Origin of the sequence: Methylibium sp. T29-B, assembly GCF_000576225.1 — a bacterium.
Classification (GTDB): Bacteria; Pseudomonadota; Gammaproteobacteria; order Burkholderiales; family Burkholderiaceae_C; genus Methylibium; species Methylibium petroleiphilum.
The window spans coordinates 1-20,112 of sequence record NZ_AZSN01000014.1; the positions used below are offsets into that span (position 1 = coordinate 1).

The 20,112-nt window shown below is 69.3% G+C and carries 14 protein-coding genes and 6 pseudogenes; 5 read left to right on the forward strand and 15 right to left on the reverse strand.

The annotated features are described in order from the left end of the window. Window positions 1-127 precede the first annotated feature (127 nt). A pseudogene (locus Y694_RS04105) lies at window positions 128-2,147 on the reverse strand (excinuclease ABC subunit UvrC). A 42-nt stretch (window positions 2,148-2,189) separates the two neighbouring features. Here Y694_RS04105 and earP point away from each other — a divergent pair. The 5 genes from earP to Y694_RS25415 all read left to right on the forward strand — a co-directional run bounded on the left by earP (window position 2,190) and on the right by Y694_RS25415 (window position 6,903). After that, window positions 2,190-3,260 carry an elongation factor P maturation arginine rhamnosyltransferase EarP gene (gene earP, locus Y694_RS04110; RefSeq protein WP_036230102.1) on the forward strand — a complete coding sequence of 357 codons (1,071 nt, stop codon included), beginning with the start codon at window positions 2,190-2,192 and terminating at the stop codon, window positions 3,258-3,260. A 90-nt stretch (window positions 3,261-3,350) separates the two neighbouring features. Next, the gene (gene efp, locus Y694_RS04115; protein ID WP_036230106.1) at window positions 3,351-3,905 is read left to right on the forward strand and encodes an elongation factor P; all 555 of its coding nucleotides are present in this window, start codon (window positions 3,351-3,353) and stop codon (window positions 3,903-3,905) included. An 88-nt stretch (window positions 3,906-3,993) separates the two neighbouring features. Further along, window positions 3,994-4,947, forward strand: coding sequence for a heme-dependent oxidative N-demethylase subunit alpha family protein (locus Y694_RS04120; RefSeq protein WP_036230107.1), 954 nt, complete (start codon window positions 3,994-3,996; stop codon window positions 4,945-4,947). Then, window positions 4,944-6,218, forward strand: a complete 1,275-nt coding sequence (gene mnmD, locus Y694_RS22395; protein WP_231497529.1) for a tRNA (5-methylaminomethyl-2-thiouridine)(34)-methyltransferase MnmD — start codon at window positions 4,944-4,946, stop codon at window positions 6,216-6,218. The genes Y694_RS04120 and mnmD overlap by 4 nt, the downstream gene beginning before the upstream one ends. Continuing rightward, window positions 6,124-6,903: an FAD-dependent oxidoreductase gene (locus Y694_RS25415; protein ID WP_231497531.1), complete on the forward strand. Its 780-nt coding sequence runs from the start codon at window positions 6,124-6,126 to the stop codon at window positions 6,901-6,903. The genes mnmD and Y694_RS25415 overlap by 95 nt, the downstream gene beginning before the upstream one ends. Here Y694_RS25415 and Y694_RS04135 read toward each other — a convergent pair. From Y694_RS04135 to pyrH, 14 genes and pseudogenes are all read right to left on the reverse strand, one after another. Continuing rightward, a complete protein-coding gene (locus tag Y694_RS04135; protein ID WP_036230112.1) occupies window positions 6,870-7,655 on the reverse strand; it encodes an RNA methyltransferase in 786 nt (261 codons plus the stop codon). The two genes, Y694_RS25415 and Y694_RS04135, sit on opposite strands and share 34 nt — an antisense overlap. A 26-nt stretch (window positions 7,656-7,681) precedes the next feature. Beyond that, window positions 7,682-8,304 (reverse strand): annotated as a pseudogene (gene rnhB / locus Y694_RS23145) (ribonuclease HII); the annotation flags it as partial. Further along, window positions 8,276-9,404, reverse strand: a pseudogene (lpxB, locus tag Y694_RS04140) (lipid-A-disaccharide synthase). The pseudogenes rnhB and lpxB, both read right to left, overlap by 29 nt. Before the next feature lie 7 nt (window positions 9,405-9,411). Further along, window positions 9,412-10,200: an acyl-ACP--UDP-N-acetylglucosamine O-acyltransferase gene (gene lpxA, locus Y694_RS04145; RefSeq protein WP_036230140.1), complete on the reverse strand. Its 789-nt coding sequence runs from the start codon at window positions 10,198-10,200 to the stop codon at window positions 9,412-9,414. A gap of 11 nt (window positions 10,201-10,211) precedes the next feature. Next, the gene (gene fabZ / locus Y694_RS04150) at window positions 10,212-10,652 is read right to left on the reverse strand and encodes a 3-hydroxyacyl-ACP dehydratase FabZ (protein ID WP_036230115.1); all 441 of its coding nucleotides are present in this window, start codon (window positions 10,650-10,652) and stop codon (window positions 10,212-10,214) included. Further along, window positions 10,649-11,746 carry a UDP-3-O-(3-hydroxymyristoyl)glucosamine N-acyltransferase gene (gene lpxD / locus Y694_RS04155; RefSeq protein WP_011829564.1) on the reverse strand — a complete coding sequence of 366 codons (1,098 nt, stop codon included), beginning with the start codon at window positions 11,744-11,746 and terminating at the stop codon, window positions 10,649-10,651. The genes fabZ and lpxD overlap by 4 nt, the downstream gene beginning before the upstream one ends. Window positions 11,747-11,762: 16 nt before the next feature. Then, a complete protein-coding gene (locus Y694_RS04160; protein ID WP_011829565.1) occupies window positions 11,763-12,272 on the reverse strand; it encodes an OmpH family outer membrane protein in 510 nt (169 codons plus the stop codon). After that, window positions 12,272-14,508, reverse strand: a pseudogene (gene bamA, locus Y694_RS04165) (outer membrane protein assembly factor BamA). Before bamA ends, Y694_RS04160 begins: the two are co-directional and overlap by 1 nt. 112 nt (window positions 14,509-14,620) lie before the next feature. After that, window positions 14,621-15,979 (reverse strand): annotated as a pseudogene (gene rseP, locus Y694_RS04170) (RIP metalloprotease RseP). Beyond that, window positions 15,976-17,147 (reverse strand): annotated as a pseudogene (locus Y694_RS04175) (1-deoxy-D-xylulose-5-phosphate reductoisomerase). Before Y694_RS04175 ends, rseP begins: the two co-directional pseudogenes overlap by 4 nt. A 13-nt stretch (window positions 17,148-17,160) precedes the next feature. Next, window positions 17,161-18,003, reverse strand: coding sequence for a phosphatidate cytidylyltransferase (locus Y694_RS04180; protein ID WP_036230118.1), 843 nt, complete (start codon window positions 18,001-18,003; stop codon window positions 17,161-17,163). Window positions 18,004-18,017: 14 nt separating this feature from the next. Further along, window positions 18,018-18,761: a polyprenyl diphosphate synthase gene (gene uppS, locus Y694_RS04185; RefSeq protein ID WP_036230143.1), complete on the reverse strand. Its 744-nt coding sequence runs from the start codon at window positions 18,759-18,761 to the stop codon at window positions 18,018-18,020. A gap of 29 nt (window positions 18,762-18,790) precedes the next feature. Next, complete coding sequence (frr, locus tag Y694_RS04190; protein ID WP_011829571.1) at window positions 18,791-19,351, reverse strand: ribosome recycling factor; 561 nt, start codon at window positions 19,349-19,351, stop codon at window positions 18,791-18,793. 23 nt (window positions 19,352-19,374) lie between these two features. Further along, entirely contained in the window at window positions 19,375-20,085 is a 711-nt protein-coding gene (gene pyrH, locus Y694_RS04195) for a UMP kinase (RefSeq protein ID WP_011829572.1), read from the reverse strand. Window positions 20,086-20,112: the final 27 nt, after the last annotated feature.

The window sequence follows — 20,112 nt, forward strand, 5'->3', positions numbered from 1 at the left end:
CGCCGCAGGGCGGGCAGGCGCCGGCTTCGGCGTCGGTGGTGCGGTGGTCGAGCAGGCGCCCAGCGTCAACGCCAGTGCGGCCCCGAGGCGGGCCACGTGCCAGCGCGTGCGTCGCGCCGACGATTCTTCAGTGCAGGACACGGTAGATCTCCTCCGCCAGTTCTCTCGAAATGCCATCGACGCTCGACAGGTCGTCCACGCTCGCACTGGCCACGCCGCGTGCGCCGCCGAAGCGCTGCAGCAGCTTCGCACGTTTCTTGGGCCCGATGCCGGCGATGTCCTCCAGCCGGCTGCCGCCGGTGCGCACACTGGCACGCCGGGCGCGCATGCCGGTGATCGCGAAGCGGTGGGCCTCGTCACGGATCTGTGCCACCAGCATCAGCGCGGCCGAGTCCTTGCCAAGGTGGACCTTGGCGCGGCCATCGGCGAACACCAGTTCTTCCAGGCCGACCTTGCGGCCTTCCCCCTTCTCGACCCCGACGATCAGGGACAGGTCGAGCCCGAGCTCCTCGAACACGTCGCGCGCCATCGCCACCTGGCCCTTGCCGCCGTCCACCAGCACGAGGTCGGGCAGCCGCGCCGTGCCCTGGGCGGATGCCTCGGCGAGCTTGGCGTACCGGCGCGTCAGCACCTGGCGCATGGCCGCGTAGTCGTCGCCGGGGGTGATGCCAGTGATGTTGTAGCGCCGGTACTGGGCCGGCTGCATCTTGTGCTCCTCGAACACCACGCACGAGGCCTGGGTCGCCTCGCCGGCCGTGTGACTGATGTCGAAGCATTCGATGCGGAAGCGCTCCAACTGGTCGGGTGCCAGGTCGAGCGCATCGACCAGGGCCCGCGTGCGGGCCTGCTGCGAGCCTTCCTCGCCCAGCAACTGCGTGAGCTTGATGCGTGCGTTCTTCTCCGCCATCTCCAGCCACTGCCGGCGCTGGTCGCGCGGCTGGTGCTGGGCCGTAACGCGCACGCCGCTGGCTTCGGTCAGCGCCTCGACGAGCGCCTTGTCGATCGCATGGCTGGTGATCAACAGTGGCGGGGGCGCACCGTCGAGGTAGTGCTGGGCGATGAAGGCCTCCAGTACCCGCACCTCGACGCGGGCCTGGGGCGGGGCCACCGCGGCGACCGGCCCGGCGGCGTCCTCCATCCCCTCGAGTGCACTCGCCTCCTCGACATGCGTCGGGAAATAGGGCCGGTCGCCCAGGTGCCGGCCGCCCCGCACCATGGCCAGATTGACGCAGGCGCGCCCCCCTGCACCACCGCGGCCAGGATGTCGGCGTCCTTGTCGAAGGCGCCGTCGGCGTTGGTCTCGACCGACTGCTGGTGCAGCACCCGCGACAGGGCCCCGAGCTGATTCCGGATCTCGGCGGCCTTCTCGAACTCCAGCGCATCGGCGTACGCCATCATCTGCGCCTGCAGCGTACCCATCACCTCCTGCTGCTCACCGAGCAGAAAGCGCTCGGCGTTGCGGACATCGCGTGCGTAGTCCGCGGCCCCGATGGCCTGCACGCAGGGCCCCGAGCAGCGCTTGATCTGGTACAGCAGGCAGGGCCGCGTGCGGTGGTTGAACACCGTGTCCTCGCAGGTGCGCAGGCGGAACACCTTCTGCAGCAGCTGGATCGATTCCTTCACAGCCCAGGCGCTCGGGTAGGGGCCGAAGTAGCGATGCCGCTTGTCGACCCCACCGCGGTAGTAGGCCATGCGCGGATAGTCGACGGCGGCCGCCGTGCCAGCGGCAGGCGACGGCCCGCCGGCGACCGCGGCGCCGGTGATCTTGAGGTAGGGATAGCTCTTGTCGTCGCGGAACAGGATGTTGAACTTCGGGTTCAGCGTCTTGATCAGGTTGTTCTCGAGCAGCAGCGCCTCGGCCTCGGAGCGCACCACCGTGGTCTCCAGCCGAGCGATCCTGCCGACCATGTGGCCGGTGCGCGTGCCGCCATGGTTCTTCTGAAAGTAGCTCGACACCCGCTTCTTCAGGTTGCCGGCCTTGCCACATAGAGCAGCGTCCCCTGCGCGTCGAAGTAGCGGTAGACGCCCGGCAGGCTGGGCAAGGCCGCCACCTCGATCGCCAGGCGGTCCCGCGCCTCGTCGCCGGCTGCCGCTGTTGCGGCGGCGTCGGGCGGAGGCACCGTGTCGTCGGGGGAAGCGGCCGTCATGGTCGCGGATTGTGCAGCGTGGCCCTGTCGATAATCCCGCCGATGACACAGCCGCTGCGATGGGACCTGTTCTGCCACGTGATCGACAACTTCGGCGATGTCGGCGTGTCGTGGCGGCTCGCTGCCGACCTGGCGCGGCGCGGTCAGCAGGTCCGGCTGTGGATCGACGACCCGTCGGCACTCGCCTGGATGGCCCCGGCCGGGCAGCCTGGTGTCGAGGTGCTGCGCTGGGCCGAGCCGCTGCCGGACCGCGAGCCGGGCGACGTGGTCGTCGAGACCTTCGGGTGCCAGCTCCCTGCGACCTTCGTGCAGCGCATGCGGCGCCCCTGCCCGCCGGTGTGGATCAACTTCGAGTACCTGAGCGCCGAGTCCTACGTGGAGCGCAGCCATGGGCTGCCCTCGCCGCAGCTCGAAGGTCCCGGCCAGGGGCTGAGCAAGTGGTTCCTCTACCCCGGCTTCACGCCGCGCACCGCCGGCCTGATCCGCGAACCTGAGTTGCTGCCGCGCCGTGCGGCCTTCGACGCCACGGCCTGGCTGGCATCCCACGGCGTGCAGCGCCAGCAGGGTGAACGCGTGGTCAGCCTGTTCTGCTACGAAAACGCGGCCTTGCCAACCTGGCTGGACAGCCTGGCCGAGGTGCCCACGGTCCTCCTGGTGACGCCGGACCGGGCGGCACGGCAGGTGCGGTCCGCGCTCGGCGACGGCGGTCGGACGGGTGCGCTGCGAACCGTGATGTTGCCCTACCTGCCACAGGACGAGTTCGATCACCTGCTGTGGGCCAGCGACCTCAACTTCGTGCGCGGAGAGGATTCGTTCTCGCGCGCGCAATGGGCGGGCGTGCCCTTCATCTGGCAGATCTACCCGCAGGTGGACGACTTCCATGCCGTCAAGCTGGACGCCTTCCTGGACCGTTACCTCGACGCGGCCGCACCCGCCCAGGGTGTGCAGATCCGCGCGCTATGGCACGGGTGGAACGGTCTGTCCGGCGTTACCCGGCCGACCTGGCCCGAAGGGAAGGATTGGCAGCGCCTTGCCCGCGACTGGAGCGCGCACCTGGCCGCCCTGCCCGACGCCACCGACTGTCTGCTTCGCTTCGCGGCGGACAGAGGCTAAAATGCCGAGTTGTCTCGAAAGAAGGCGGCGCTGCCGCTGGGCAGCATGGCCGGGCCGCCACGGACCCGCCCCTTCCAACACGGAATCACTATGAAACTCGCACAGGAAATCCGCGCCGGTAACGTGATCATGCAGGGCAAGGACCCGATGGTCGTGCTCAAGACCGAATACAGCCGCGGCGGCCGCAACTCCGCCACGGTGCGCATGAAGATGAAGAACCTGCTGAACGGCTCCGGTGCCGAAGTGGTGTTCAAGGCCGACGACAAGATGGACCAGATCGTGCTCGAGAAGAAGGAGTGCACCTACTCCTACTTCGCCGACCCGATGTATGCGTTCATGGACGCCGAATACAACCAGTTCGAGGTGGAATCCGAGAACATGGGCGACGCGATCCAGTACCTCGAGGACGGCATGCCGGTCGAGGTGGTGTTTTACGACGGCAAGGCCATCTCGGTCGAACTGCCGACCAGCCTGGTGCGCGAGATCACCGAAACCGAGCCGGCCGTCAAGGGCGACACCTCGGGCAAGGTGCTGAAGATCGCGAAGCTGGCCACCGGCTTCGAGATCTCGGTGCCGCTGTTCGTGCAGACCGGCGACAAGGTCGAGATCGACACCCGCACGCACGAGTACCGCAAGCGCGTGTGAGCGAACTCGCTTCGCCGCGAACGAGGGCACCTGCGGGTGCCCTTGCCGTTTCTGGTGCTGCACGGCGGCTGCAGGCACCATCCGGACCATGAACCCAGGGTTCGACTTCGATGCCGCCGTCGGCGCGCCCTTTCGCATGCAGCCGGGGCTGCGCAAGCTGGCGCCGGCGACGGTCCAGTTGACGGCGCTGAACCCGGCCGCACCGGCGTTCGCCGAGAAGCTCACGGTGCTGACGCGGCATGCCGGCGAAGCGCTGCTCTGCGCACCGGACTTCGACCCGCTGCCCGCGTTGCGGGCGCTGGTCCACGAGGCCGCCCGGGATCCCCTCACGGCGTTGAGCGCCGATGAGGAGGGCGTCACCGCCCACCGGCTCGGCGGTCGCGTGCGCTGGGACGGCAGGTTGGCCGATGCCGGCGGCGCGGCGCCCTGGCCGCACGAAGCGGCGCTCGCCTGCCTCACGGCGATGCCGCCCGCGCAACGCCTGTCGGGCCTGCTGAGCCTCACGCTGCACGAGGATCTGGCCATCGTCGATGGCGCGCGGGCCACGCTGCCCTGGATGGCGGTCTGCCTGCCCTCGCACTGGGCGCCGTCCGAGAAGGTCGGTCGCTCCTTCGCTGCGGTGCATGGGCCGGTGGCCGACAACGCCACGCTGATCGCGGCCAGCCAGCACCTGACGCGGCTGGTCTGCCAGTCGCAACGCTGGGAGCGATTCGTTTGGAACCTGACGACGCACCCGTCGCACGACCAACATCCGGCCCGCCACGCGCGGCTGCCTTGGCCCGACGACCCGCAGGCCGTGGCCGAGGCTGCTCACTGGCGCACCGAGCACCAGACCTTCATTCCGCTGCCCGCGCTGCAGCAGGCCGTGTTCACGATCCATGTGAACGTGCAAGCGATGACGCAGGCCATCACGACGCCACGCCAGGCCACTGCATTGCATGCCGCGCTGTCGACGATGAGCGATGCGGTGCTCGCCTATCGCGGCCTCGGCCCGGCACGTGACGCCCTGCTGGTCTGGCTCGCCGCGCGCGCGTCGGCATGAAGACGGCGCCGATCACGCCAGGCCGCCTGGCCTTCTCACCCGACGGCGTGCCGCTGGCGCCGGAGTTCGGCGATGTCTACCACCCGGCGGCGGGCGCGCTGCAGCAGGCACACCACGTCTTCCTCGGCGGTAACCGGCTGCCGGCGCGCTGGGGCGGTCGCGGGCGCTTCGTGATCCTCGAGACCGGCTTCGGCCTGGGCAACAACTTCCTCGCCACCTGGGACGCCTGGCAACGTGACCCGCAGCGCTGCGAGCGGCTGGTGTTCGTCTCGATCGAGAAGCATCCGCTGACGCGCGAGGACCTGGCTCGTGCGCACGCGGCTTCACCGCTGCCCGAATTGGCCCGTGCACTGGTTTCGGCCTGGCCCTTGTCGACGCCGAATCTGCATCCGATCGCCTTCGAAGGCGGTCGCGTGCAACTGCTGCTGGGTTTCGGTGACGTGGCCTTGCTGCTGCCGCAATTGGTGGTGTCGGTCGACGCCTTCTTCCTCGACGGGTTCGCCCCGGCCCGCAATCCTGAGATGTGGGAGCCGCGCCGACTTCAGCGCCTGGGCCGGCTCGCCGCGCCCGGCGCAACCGCGGCGACCTGGAGCGCTGCGCGGGTCGTGCGTGACGGGCTCTCGGCAGCCGGCTTCACGGTGGAAACCACAGCCGGTACCGGCGGCAAGCGCGACATCACGGTGGCGCGATTCACACCAAGGCACATCGCGGTGCCCCCGCCCGGTGGCTGGCATGCGCACGACGCGGCCTCACGCGAAGCCTTGGTGATCGGCGCCGGTCTGGCCGGCTGCGCGGCAGCCTGGGCGTTGTCGCAACAGGGCTGGCAGTGCCAGCTGCTGGATCGTGCGGCGGAGCCGGCCGACGTCACGTCTGGCAATCCGGCCGGCCTGTTCCACGGCAGCTTCCACCGCGACGACGGTCCGCATGCCCGCACACTGCGAGCCGCGGCACTGGCGACCGAACGCCTGGCCGGCGCGTGGATCGCGCAGGCCGAGTGTCCGGCCAGCTCGCTGGCTGCCTGCGCCTCGAATCGAGGTGGTCGGACGACGCGGCGCGCGCGGCAATGGCGGCCCAGCAGATCGCCCCCGGCTATATCGACTGGATGGACCGGGCCGTCGCGAGCACGCTCTCCGGCCTCGCCCTGCCGAGCGGCGCCTGGTTCTACCCGGGCGGCGGCTGGCTCGCGCCGCGCGACTATGCGCGCGAACTGCTTGCGCGCAGTGCTCCCGCTTTCGGGGTGGCACCGACGTGGCGACCATCGAGCGGCATAGCGGCCTGTGGCGCGTGCTCGACGAACAGCGCCAGGTGATCGCCGAAGCACCGGTGCTGGTGCTGGCCAACGGGCTCGGTGCGAACGGCCTGCTGGCCTCCGGCCGCGGTGAGGTGCCGTGGCCGCTGACGGCGGTGCGTGGACAGATCAGCAGCCTGGCGACCGACGGTCACCCCGCCACCCTGCCCTGCCCGCGCCTGCCGGTCGCCGGCGGCGGCTATGTGCTGCCGCAGACGGGCGGTCGGCTGCTCTTCGGCGCCACCAGCCAGCCCGACGACATCGATCCCGCGCTGCGCGATGCCGACCACCGACTCAATCTGCAACAGCTCGCAGGACTGTCGGGCGGCGACGTCGAAGCCTGGTCCAGCCTGCCCTGGCAGGGCCGCGTGGGGTGGCGCGCAGTGACGAGCGATCGGCTGCCGCTGATCGGTGCAGTGCCCGACCTGGAGGCGCTGGACCGCACCTCGCGCGCCGACCAGCCGCGCTTCGTGCCGCGCCAGCGCGACGCGCGAGGCGGTCTCTATGTCTTCACCGGCCTCGGTTCGCGTGGCATCACCTGGGCCGCGCTCGGTGGCCAGTTGCTGGCCTCGTGGATCAGCGGCGCGCCCTGCCCGCTCGAAGCCGATCTGCGCGACGCGCTCGACCCCGCGCGCTACGCGCTGCCGCGCTGGCGCAGCGACTCGTAGAGACAGATCGCGGCGGCAGCAGCCACGTTCAGCGATTCCTGGCCGCCCGGCTGCGGGATGCGCCGCGTTTCGCTGCAGCGCGCCAGCAGCGCCTTGCCGACGCCCTGGCCTTCGTGCCCGAGCACCCAGCCACAGGGACTCGGCAATCGTCCCTCGGCCAGCGCGAGGCCGGCGTGGGAACTGGTGGCCAGCAGCGGCACGCCCAGCGCGTCCAGGTCTCCGACCTCGGCCGATTCGACCAGGTGCAGCGCGAAATGCGCGCCCATGCCGGCGCGCAGCACTTTCGACGACCACAGCGCCGCGGTTCCCTTGAGCGCGACGACCTGCACCACGCCGAGCGCTGCTGCACTGCGCAGGACGCTGCCGACGTTGCCGGCATCCTGCAGCCGGTCGAGCACGACGGTCGCCACCCCCGCCTGCACCGCCGTCGCCTCGGTCGCGTGATCGAGCACGAAGCCCAGCCGGGCCGGCGACTCCAGGCCGCTGAGTTGCGCGAACAGCGCGTCGGCCACGACCGCGATGCGCGGCGCCGCTCGCGCCAGCCGCTGCAACCGCGGATCGACCCAGCCAGCCTCGCTGACCACCGCCTGCGCCGGCACGACGCCGCGCGACACGCAGGCCTCGCACAGATGGTCGCCCTCGAGCCAGACCGCGCGGAGCTTGCGGTAGGCCCCCGGGTCCTGCGCCAGCTTGCGCAGCCGCACGAGCAGCGCGTTGTCGCGCGAGCTGATGAACTGAGGGCCGCTGGTCACGGCCGCCGCTCCAGCAACACCTCGCGCACCGGCGCGAAGCTGCGTCGGTGCGCGCCGCAGGCCCCGTGGACGCGCAGCGCCGCAAGGTGGTCGGGCGTCGGGTAGCCTTATGGCCCGCGAAGCCGTACTGCGGGTGCGCCTCGTGAAGCGCGAGGCAGAGACGGTCGCGATGCACCTTGGCGAGGATCGACGCCGCCGAGATCGCAGCCACCTTCGCGTCCCCCTTGACGATGGCCTCGGCCGGCACCTGTAACACCGGCAGCCGGTTGCCGTCGACCAGCACCTTGTTCGGCCGCAGCCGCAGGCCCGCAACCGCGCGGCGCATCGCCAGCAGCGTGGCCTGCAGGATGTTGAGCGTGTCGATCTCCTCGACGCTGGCCTCGGCGATGCAGCAGCACAGCGCCTTCGCGCGGATCTCGTCGAACAGCCGCTCGCGCACCCGCTCGCTCAGGACCTTGGAGTCGCCCAGGCCGCGGATCGGCTGCACGTCATCGAGGATCACCGCCGCGGCCACCACCGGCCCGGCCAGCGGCCCGCGGCCGGCTTCGTCGACACCGGCCAGCAGGCCCGGGACGTCCCATGACAGGCCGAGCTGCCGGTCGGTCGGCAGGCCCGGCGCCTCAGCCCGCGATGACTTGCGCGATCGCATCGGTGGCGGCGCGAGCGGTGTCGCGCCGGAGCAGGAAATGGAGCTCTGTAAAGCGCCCCGCGATGCGCTCGCAGGCAGCCGGATCGTCGAGCCAGCGCAGCGTTTCGGTGGCCAGCGCGTCCGGCGTCATCGCGTGCTGCAGCAGTTCGGGAACGACAAAGTCCTCGCTCAGCACGTTCGGCAGGCCCACCCAGGCTGGTAGCGCATGTGGCGCATCACCTGCCAGTTGAGCCAGTGGACGCGGTAGCCGATCACCATCGGCCGTTTGAACAACGCGGCTTCCAGCGTGGCGGTGCCGCTGGCCACCATCACCACGTCGCTGGCGGCCATCACCTCGTGCGAACGGCCGTCGACCAGCTCCACCGCCTCCTGCGCACCGGCTTCGGCCACCGCCGCCTCGACCATCGCACGCAGGCCGGGCGCGACCGGCAGCAGGCAGCGCAGGCCAGGCCGCGCCGTGCGCAGCCGCCGTGCGGCGCGCAGGAAGTCGGGAGCAATGTGGCGGATCTCGCCGCGGCGGCTGCCGGGCATCACGGCCACCACGGTCTCGCCGTCACCCAGGCCAAGCGCAGCGCGAGCGGCGGCGCGCGGTACGTCCAACGGAATCGCATCGGCCAGTGGATGGCCCACGTAGCTGGCGGGCACGCCCGCCTTCGCCAGCAGCGCCGGCTCGAACGGAAAGAGGCACAGCACATGGTCGGCCGACGCGGCCAGCTTGTGCACCCGCCCGCCGCGCCAGGCCCAGATCGACGGGCAGACGAAGTGGATGGTCTTGAGCCGGCTGCCTTCAGGCGTGCCTCGAGGCCGAGGTTGAAATCGGGCGCATCGATGCCGATGAAAGCCGAAGGGCGCTGCGCCAGCAGACGGTCGCCGAGCTCGGTACGCAGCGCGACGAGCTGGCGGTAGACCCTCAGCGCCTCGGCGTAGCCGTGCACCGAAAGTCGCTCGCTGGGCCACCAGGCCTCGAAGCCCTGGGCCACCATGTCGGGGCCGCCGATACCGGCCGCCTGCAGCGTCGGCCAGCGGGCCTTCAGGCCCCCCATCAACAAGCCGGCGAGCAGGTCGCCAGAGGCTTCGCCAGCGACCATGCCGAGCTGCATGGTGGTGCTATCTGACGATGCCGCGCTTGGAGGCGGCGAGGAAATCGAGCATCAGCCCGAGATCCTCATCACCGCCGTCGACACCGCCCTGCAATGCGGCGATGGACGCCTTCGACTCGTCGAGCGTCAGCCCCTTGCGATAGAGCAGGCGGTGCATCTGCTTGACCTGGGCAATACGCTCCGCGCCGAAACCGCGCCGGCGCAGCCCCTCGACGTTGAAGCCGCGCACCTCGGCCGGGTTGCCGTCGACCATCATGAAGGGGGGCACGTCCTGCGACAGCGCGGTCTGGAAACCGGCCATCGCGTGCGCGCCGATCTTCACGAACTGATGCACGCCGGTGAGGCCGCCGATGATGACCCAGTCGCCCACGTGCACATGGCCGGCCAGCGTGGCGTTGTTGGCCAGGATGCACTGGCTGCCGAGCTGCACGTCGTGCGCGATGTGCACGTAGGCCATCACCCAGTTGTCGTTGCCGACGCGGGTGACGCCGCTGTCCTGCGCGGTGCCGCAGTTGAAGGTGCAGAACTCGCGGATGGTATTGCGGTCGCCGATCTCGAGCCGGGTGGGCTCGCCAGCGTATTTCTTGTCCTGCGGTGCCGCGCCGATGGAGCAGAACTGCCAGATGCGGTTGTCGGTCCCGATCGTCGTGTGGCCCTCGATCACGCAGTGCGCACCGATCGTGGTGCCGGCACCGATGCTCACGTGGGGACCGATGACCGCATACGGCCCGACCTGGACGTCAGGCGCGAGCTGTGCTTGCGGATCGACGATCGCGGTGGGATGGACCGTGCTCATCGCCGGCGCCTTCAGGCGACGCTGCGCATCGTGCACATCAGCTCGGCACCGCAGGCCAGTTCCCCGGCGACCGTGGCGCGTGCCTTGAACTTGTGGATGCCGCCGCGGACGCGATCGGCCTCGACCTCGAGGATCAGCTGGTCGCCGGGCTCCACAGGCCGCTTGAAGCGCGCACCGTCGATGCCGACGAAATAGATCACCGAGTTCTTGTCGGACTGCAGGTTGTTGTCGGCAAAGCTCAGCAACGCGGCGGCCTGCGCCAGCGCCTCCAGCATCAGCACCCCCGGCATCACCGGCCGGTGCGGAAAGTGCCCGACGAAGAACGGCTCGTTGATCGTGACGTTCTTCAGCGCCTTGATGCGCACGCCGGCCTCGACCTCCAGCACCCGGTCCACCAGCAGGAACGGATAGCGATGCGGCAGTTTCTCGAGGATCTGGTGAATGTCCATCATGGCGTGTTCTCGGCGCCGTTCGCGTCGGCGGCGCCTGGTTCTTGGTCGGAAGCGGCAGCGGCCTGGCGCTCCAGTGCGCGGATGCGCTCGCGCAGCGCCGGCAACTGGCGCAGCGTGACCGCGGTCTTTTCCCACGCGCGATTCTCGGCCAGCGGGAAGATGCCGGTGTACACGCCGGGCTTGTCGATCGAGCGCAGCACGGCCGTGTGAGCCGAGACGTGCACACCGTCGGCGATGCTCACGTGGCCGACCACGCCGGCGCCGCCACCGAAGGTGCAGCCTTCGCCGATGCGCGTGCTGCCGGCCACGCCGGTGAAGGCGGCCATCGCAGTGCCCCGGCCGATTCGCACGTTGTGGGCGATCTGGATCAAGTTGTCGAGCTTCACGCCGTCCTCGATCACGGTGTCGCCGAGCGCACCGCGGTCGATGCAGGTGTTGGCGCCGATCTCCACGTCGTCGCCGATGCGCACGGCGCCCAGTTGCTCGATCTTCACGTAGCCGTGCTCGCGGCTCGGCGCGAAGCCGAAGCCGTCGGCGCCGATGACGGCGCCGCTGTGGACGATGCAGCGGGCACCGACCACGCACTCAAACGCCAGGGTCACGCGCGGATGCAGCCGAGTGCCTGCGCCGACGCGCGCCGCGCGCCCGACGAAGCACTGCGCACCGATCTCCGCACCGTCGTCGATCTGCGCGCCGGCCTCGACGACCGCCAGCGCGCCGATGCTGACGCCAGCGCCAAGCCGTGCGCCGGGATCGACCACCGCGCTCGGGTGCACCCCGGTGACCGCTGCCGGCCGCACGCGCCGCGCCCACCATTGGGTCAGGCGCGCGAAATAGAGATAGGGATCGGGCGTGACGATCGCCGCACCGCGGGCCACCGCTTCGTCACGCAGGGCCGGCGCCACGATCACGCAGCCTGCCGAACTGCCGGCCAGCTGGGCGCGGTAGCGCGGATTGGCCAGAAAGGAGATGGTGGCGGCGTCGGCGTCCTCGAGCGGCCCGATGCGGGCGATGTCGAGTGACTTCGGGCCGATCAGCTCGCCGCCGAGTGCTGCGGCGATGTCGCCGAGAGTGACCTCTGCCGAGTCGATCACCGCGCGGCCACGCGCCTCACTTCGCGCCGTTCAGCGCCTTGATCACCTTGTCGGTGATGTCGACGCGCGGACCCGCGAACACGGCTTCCTGGAGGATGACGTCGTACTTCTCGGTCTCGAAGATCTGCTTGATCACCTTGTTGGCGCGATCGACCACACCGGCCAGTTCCTCATTCTTCCGCTGGTTCAGGTCTTCCTGGAACTCGCGCCGCTTGCGCTGGAACTCGCGGTCCTGCTCGACCAGGTCGCGCTGACGGCGGCTGCGATCGCCTTCGGCCAGGGTGGGCGCATCCTTCTCGAGTTTTTCCGAAGCGGTCTTCAGCTTCGCAGCGACGTCCGCCAATTCCTTCTCGCGTTTGGAGAACTCGGATTCCAGCTTGGCCTGGGCCGCCTTCGCGGGGCCTGCCTCGCGCAGCACGCGTTCGCTGTTCACGTAGCCGATCTTCAGTTCCTGCGCTGCCGCCGCCGTCACTCCGGCAGCGAGCACCGCCGCGGCAAGCATCGGCATCAATGACAAGGTCTTCATCAGAACGCGGTCCCGATCTGGAATTGCAACTTTTGAATTCTATCCTGCGCAAACTTGCGCACCGGCTGACCGTAGCTGATCTTGAGCGGCCCGACCGGCGAGACCCAACTCAGGCCGATGCCGGCCGCGGCACGCAGGTCGCCGAGGCTGAGCTTCTCGTCCTCGCCCCACACGTTGCCGGCGTCGAGATAGCCGAACAGGCGCAGCGTGCGGTCGTTGCCCGAGCCGGGCACCGGGACGTAGAACTCGGCATTCAGGTTGAGCTTGCGGTTGCCGCCGATGTAGGCGCCGGTCACGTCGATCGGGCCCAGCGAGCTCTGGTCGAAGCCCCGCACCGACCCGAGGCCGCCGCCGTAGAAGTTCTTGAAGATCGGATACGGACGGCCGCCGAAGCCCTTGCCCCAGCCGGCTTCGGCATTGAGGCCCAGCGTGTACTTCTTCGACAGCGGAATCCACTGCTGGATCTGGTAGTTGGTGCGCAGATACCGGGTGTCGAGCGCCACGCTCCATTCGGCGTTCAGCCGCTGGTAGAGACCGGAGGTGGGGACCAGCGCGCTGTCGCGGCCGTCGCGCTGCCAACCGAGCGTCAGCGGCAGGCTGTCGGTCGTGTCACCGAAGGCCTCACGGTACAGGAAATAGCTGTTCGGGATCGAGACACCGGCCTCGATCTGGGTCCGCTCCCAGCCCGCGCCGAAGAACACGGTATCGAACTCGCTGAACGGCACGCCGAAACGGATCGCCCCGCCCTGCGTCACCAGCTTGTAATCCTCGCCCTGGCTGTTGATCGGCCTGGCCGTTCGGTAGAACACGTCGATGGCGCGCGAGATGCCGTCGACCGTGAAGTACGGATCGACCGTGCTGACCACGATGTTGCGGTTGTAGCGGCTGGTGTTGACCTCGAAGCCAGGTAGTTGCCGCTGCCGAAGATGTTGTCCTGTCGGATGCCGAAGGTCAGCGAGACCTTCTCCGCGCTGGAGAAGCCGGCGCCCAGTTGCAGATTGCCGGTCGGCTTCTCGACCACCTGGGCGGTGATATCGACCTGGTCCTGCGCACCCGGCACCTCGGCGGTGTCGATGGTGACCTCGCTGAAGTAGCCGAGCCGGTCCACGCGGTCGCGCGACAGCTTGATGCGCCGGCCGTCGTACCAGGACGACTCGAACTGCCGGAATTCGCGCCGCACCACCTCGTCGCGGGTGCGGGTATTGCCTGCCACGTTCACGCGGCGTACGTAGACCCGGCGGCTCGGCTCGCCGACCAGCACCACCTCGACGCGCCCGGTGGCACGGTCGATCTCGGTCCGCGGCTCGACGCGTGCAAAGGCGTAGCCGAACGCGCCGTACATCTCGGTGAAGCGGCGGGTCGTTTCGGCGACCGTCTCGGCGCGATACGCCTCGCCCGGCTTGATGGCCACCAGCGCCTTGAAGTCGTCTTCCTTGCCGAGGTACTCACCCTCGAGGCGGACCGCCGTCACGGTATAGGGCTGACCTTCGGTCACGTTGATCGTGATCGAAATGTTCTGCTTGTCCGGCGAGATGGCCACCTGGGTGGAGTCGACGGTGAACTCGAGATAGCCGCGGTTCAGGTAATAGGCGCGCAGTGTCTCGAGGTCGGCATTGAGCTTGGTACGCGAATAGCGATCCGTCTTCGTGTACCACGTGAGCCAACCGCCGGTGGTCAGCTCGAACTGCCCGAGCAGCGTGCTTTCCGAGAACACCTTGTTGCCGGTGATGCGGATGTCGCTGATCTTCGCAACCTCGCCTTCGCTGACGGTGAAGGTGACGTTGACGCGGTTGCGCTCCACCGGAGTGATGGTGGTCACGACCTCGGCACCGTAGAGGCTGCGCGTGAGGTACTGGCGCTTGAGTTCCTGTTCGGCACGGTCGGCCAGGGCGCGGTCGAACGGCTGGCCTTCGCCGATGCCCACATCCTTCAGCGACTTGGTCAGCGCGTCCTTGTCGAACTCCTTGAGCCCGACGAAGGTCACCGACGAGATGATCGGCCGCTCCTCGACAATGACGACGACCACGTCGTTATCGACGTCCAGTCGCACGTCCTTGAACAGGCCGGTGGCGAACAGCGCGCGCAGCGCGGCGGCGCCCTTCTCGTCGCTGTAGGTGTCGCCGATACGGAACGGCAGCGCGCCGAAAATGGTACCGGCGTCGGCCCGCTGCAGGCCTTCGACACGGATGTCCTTGAGCACGAAGGGCTCGACCGCCCACACCGGCGCCGCGTGCATTGCCACCGCCAGGGCGGCGGCGAGAATCGAGGGGCGCAACGCGGAAGGGGTGGCCAAGGAGAGCGACGGACGGACCGTCGACAGGAGGAGCGCGCGGGAGAAGGCCATGCGGTCAATGCAGGCCCAGCAGGCGGGCCACGTCGTTGTAGAGGGCGAGTGACATCATCACGAGCATGATTGCCAGCCCCCCGCGCTGCAGCCGATCGAGCCACACCTCAGAGACCGGCCGCCCTGTCACTCCTTCGAAAGATGATACATGAGGTGTCCGCCGTCGAGCATCGGCAACGGCAGCAGATTGAGCACGCCGAGACTGACGCTCACCAGTGCGAGGAAGCCGAGGTAGTAGGCCAGCCCGAGTTGTGCCGACTGGCCGGCGTAGTCGGCGATCGTCAGCGGCCCGCTCAGGTTCTTCAGCGAGGCCTCGCCGATCAGCATCTTGCCCAGCATGCGCAAGCTCAGTGCCGCCACTTCCCAGGTCCGTTGGGCACCGCGCACCAGGCCATCGACCACGCCGTAGCGCACCGTGATCGTTTCCGGCGCCTGCCCCACGTAGGCCTCGATCCGGCCCACGCTGCGGGCGCCGTCGGTCAGCAGCCCCGGCATCACGGTCAGCGATAGCCGCTCGCTGCCCCGCTGTACCTCCCACGCCATCGGGACCGGCACGCCGTCCCGCACGGCCGCACGGATCGTCTCGCGCAGCCGTCCGGCATCGTCGATGCGGGCGCCATCGACGCCCAGCACGCGGTCGCCTTCACGCAGCCCGGCCCGCGCGGCGGGTCCGCCCTCGACCAGCTTGCCGAGCACCGGCTCGCTGAACGGCGCGCCGATGCCGATGCGGCGCATCAGCTCGGCATCGACCTCGCGAGCGTCCACGCCCTCGAGCGCCAGGCGCACCGTGCGCTCGCCGTGCCCCTGGGCGTCGGTGATGCGCAGCGCGATGCGTTCGCCGCGCAGGGCGGCGTCGGTCAGCTGCCAGCGCAGATCGGTCATCGACTGCACCGGCTCGATACCGCCGTCGTCCTGCACGACGCCCCGCACCCAGTCGCCCGCCGCCAGGCCCGCGCGATCGGCAATGCTGCCGACCGTCGCGCGCCGAGGACGGCCTTGGGTTCCTCCAGCCCGACCCAGTTGGCCGCGGCGTACAGCAGCACTGCGAGCAGCAGGTTGGCGGCCGGGCCGGCCGCCACGATGCTCGATCGCTGCCACAGCGGTCGGTTGTTATAGGCCCGAGCGCGTTCGGCAGCGGGCACCGAACCCTCGCGTTCGTCGAGCATCTTCACGTAACCGCCCAGGGGCAGCATCGAGACGACGAACTCGGTCTCCCCCGCTGGCGGCGCCACACGACCCGCCCGAAACCGACCGAGAAGCGCAGCACCTTCACGCCACAGGCCACGGCAACCCGGTAGTGCCCGTACTCGTGCACGACGATCAGGATGGCGAGCGTCAGCAGGAAGGCCAGCAAGGTGGTCATGACAGGGCTTTCAGGTGCTGGCGCGCCACGCTGCGGGCTTCCGCGTCCAGCGCGAGCAGGCCCGCGAGCGAGGCCGCGGCCCCGGCGCCAAGCGGCGTGCGTTCGAAGGTGTGGGCATTGACGCTGTGAATCTGGTCGAAGCGGATCGTTCCGGCCAGGAAGGCCGCCACGGCCACCTCGTTCGCGGCATTCAGCACCGCCGTGCCGCCCTCGGGCCCGCGCAGGGCGGCCCAGGCCAGCGGCAGCCCGGGGTAGCGGCGCTCGTCGGCCGGCTCGAAGCTGAGAGCCCCCAGCCGCAGGAAGTCGAGTTGCTCGGCTCCGGACTCGATCCGTTCCGGCCACGCCAGCCCGTAGGCGATCGGGACGCGCATGTCGGGCGTTCCGAGCTGCGCCAGCACCGAATGATCGCGGCATACCACCATCGAGTGGATGATGCTCTGAGGGTGCAGAACGACACGCACCTGCTCGGGCTGCAGGTCGAACAGCCAGCGGGCCTCGATCACCTCGAGCGCCTTGTTCATCATCGTCGCCGAATCGACTGAAATCTTGCGGCCCATGACCCAGTTCGGATGGGCGCAGGCCTCGTCGGGCGAGACGTCGCGCAGGCTGGCCGGGTCACGGCTGCGGAACGGCCCGCCTGAAGCCGTCAGCACGATGTGATCGATGCGCCGCGCCCAGGTGCTGCGATCCTCCGGCAGGCACTGGAAGATCGCCGAGTGTTCGCTGTCGATCGGCAGCAGCGTGGCGCCGCCTTCCTTCACCGCCGCCATGAACAGCGCACCGCCCACCACCAGCGCCTCCTTGTTCGCCAGCAGCAGGCGCTTGCCGGCGCGCGCAGCAGCCAGGCAGGGCGCCAGCCCGGCGGCGCCGACGATCGCCGCCATCACCGTGTCCACCTCCGGGTGGGCCGCTACCTCGGCCAGTGCGGCCGCGCCGGACAGCACTTCGACACCGCTGCCGCGAGCCGCTCGCGCAGCGTCTGCGCTGCCGCGGCGTCCGGCAACACCGCGTAGCGCGGCCGGAACTGCAGACACTGCGCCGCCAGTTCGTCGATTCGGCTGTGGGCGCTGAGTGCGAACAGTTCGTAGCGGTCGGGATGGCGCGCGATCACATCGAGGGTGCTGACACCGATGGAGCCGGTGGCACCGAGAAGGCACACACGTTGCATCGTCATGGCGTCTTCAGAAGGAACACAGCGCCAGCGCCAGTGGGAACACCGGCAGCAACGCGTCGATACGGTCGAGCACGCCGCCGTGGCCCGGCAGCAGCGCGCTGCTGTCCTTGGCGCCGGCACTGCGCTTGACCAGCGACTCGAACAGATCGCCGACGACGCTCATTGCCGTGAGAAACACCAGTGCCACGGCCAGCCCGGCGAACCCGAGCCGTTCGAGCAACTGGCTGTACAGGCTGGACACCGACTGGCCGGTGTACCGATCGAGGGCGATCCAGACCAGGGCGAGCACCAGCACGCCAGCCATGCCGCTCCACACGCCCTCCCAGCTCTTGCCCGGACTGATGGCCGGCGCCAGCTTGCGCCGACCGAAGGCGCGGCCGCCGAAATAGGCGGCGATGTCGGCCGCCCACACCAGCGTGAACACCGAGAGCAGGAAGTTCACGCCGCGTGCCTTGGCGGCCACCATCGCCAGCCAGACGCTCCACAGCAGCAGCGCGCCGAGCATCCAGCGCAGCGGCGGGCTCAGGGTCGGCCAGCCGGCGACGCCACGGCGCAGGACCCACGCGCCGCCCAGAACCCAGGCCGCGGTCGCGACCCACCACCACCCGGCGCCCTCCGCCGCCACGTCGGGCCAGCCCAGACCGTAGGCTGCCGATCCGCCCGCGGCCACCAGTCCGCCCAGCGCTACCGCACCCACCGATCCGAGACCGTTCAGGCGCCCCCACTCCCAGCCGGCGGCACCGATCATCACCAGCAGCAGCAGCGCGAACGGCCACAGGGCCGCGGCGAACAAGGCCGGAAGGAGTGCCGCGAGCAACAGCAGCGCCGTGATGATGCGTTGCTTGAGCATCGTGCGGGCCGAGCTCAGACCGTGGCCTGCGGATCGGCCGCCACCGCTGCGACCGGCTTCACGCCACCATAGCGGCGATCGCGCGCGGCGTAGGCGGCCAGCGCAGCATCCAGCTCGACGTCACCGAAGTCCGGCCACAGGCAATCGGTGAAGTACAGCTCCGAGTAGGCCGCCTGCCACAGCAGGAAATTCGAGATCCGGACCTCGCCACCGGTGCGGATGAAAAGATCGGGATCGGGCGCGTGGCTGAGCGCCATGTACTGTCCCAGCCGGGCCTCGTTCAGCTGGTCAGCCGGTATGCCGTCGGCGATCGCCTGCCGGCAGGCCTGCAGCACGTCCCAGCGGCCACCGTAGTTGAACGCGACCGACAAGGTGATGCGCGTGTTGTGCGCGGTGCTGCGCTCGGCCTCCGCCCAGGCCTCTCGCACCTTGTCGGACACCGCATCGCGGTCGCCGACGATGCGGATGCGCACGCCCTCCTTCGCCAGCTTGGCCAGGTACTTGGAGACCGCCACCAGCACCAGCCCCATCAGACCCGACACCTCTTCTTCGGGCCGCTTCCAGTTCTCGCTGGAGAACGCGAACACCGTGAGGTACTCGATGCCACGATCGGCGCAAGCCTTGACGGTGCGCACCAGCGCGTCGACGCCCTGCTTGTGCCCGACGAAGCGCGGCATGAAGCGCTTGCTGGCCCAGCGGCCATTGCCGTCCATCACCACGGCCACGTGGCGCGGGATCGCGGCGGGGGCCTGGCTCACGGCGGAGGCGCTACGCACACCGGAGGCTCTCAAACCGCGAGGATCTCGGCTTCCTTGGACTGCACCAGTCGGTCGATCTCGGCGATCACGCGGTCGGTGAGCTTCTGCACCTCGTCGAGCGAGCGGCGCTCGTCGTCTTCGGAGATGGCCTTGTCCTTCAGGAGCTTCTTGGCCTGGTCGTTGGCGTCGCGGCGCAGGTTGCGCACCGCGATCCGTGCGTCCTCGCCGGCGCCGCGCACCACCTTCGTGAGGTCGCGGCGGCGTTCTTCGTTCAGCGCCGGCATCGGAACGCGCAGCAGCTCACCCTGCGACGACGGATTCAGGCCCAGGTCCGACTCGCGGATCGCCTTCTCGATCTTCGGGCCCATGCCCTTTTCCCACGGCTGGACGCTGATGGTGCGGGCGTCGAGCAGGCTCACGTTGGCCACCTGGCTGATCGACACCATCGAGCCGTAGTACTCGACGTGCACCTGGTCCAGGATGCCGGGGTGGGCGCGGCCGGTGCGAATCTTCTGCAGTTCCGACTTGAAGGATTCGATCGAACGTGCCGACTTCTGCTCGAACGTCTTCTTGATGTCTGCGATGCTCATGTTGTTGCGATCCTCGGACGGGTTCACACATGCACCAGGGTGCCCTCGTCCTCTCCCGTCACCACGCGCCTGAGGGCACCGGGCTTGAAGATCGAGAACACCTTGATCGGCAGCTTCTGGTCGCGGCACAGCGCGAACGCCGTCGCGTCCATGACCTGCAGGTTCTTGCTGATCGCCTCGTCGAAGCTGATCTTGGCGTAGCGCGTGGCGCCGGGATCCTTCTTCGGATCGGCGGAGTAGACGCCATCGACCTTGGTCGCCTTCAACACGATCTGCGCGCCGATCTCGGCCCCGCGCAGCGCGGCGGCGGTGTCGGTGGTGAAGAACGGATTGCCGGTGCCGGCGGCGAAGATCACCACCTTGCCTTCTTCGAGGTACTGCAAGGCCTTGGGGCGAACATAGGGCTCGACCACCTGCTCGATGCCGATCGCCGACATCACCCGGGCGGTCATGCCCTCTTGGCGCATCGTGTCGGCGAGGGCGAGTGCATTCATCACCGTGGCGAGCATGCCCATGTAGTCGGCCGTCGCGCGGTCCATGCCGACGGCACCGCCGGCCACGCCTCGGAAGAGGTTCCCGCCGCCGATCACCACCGCCACCTCGCAACCCATCTCGGTGATCTCGCGAACCTCCTGCACCATGCGCACGATGGTCGCGCGGTTGATGCCGTAGGCGTCGTCGCCCATCAAGGCCTCGCCGGAAAGCTTGAGCAGGATGCGCTTGAACGCCGGCATGCGGGGGACTCCTCGGGTGAACGGTCA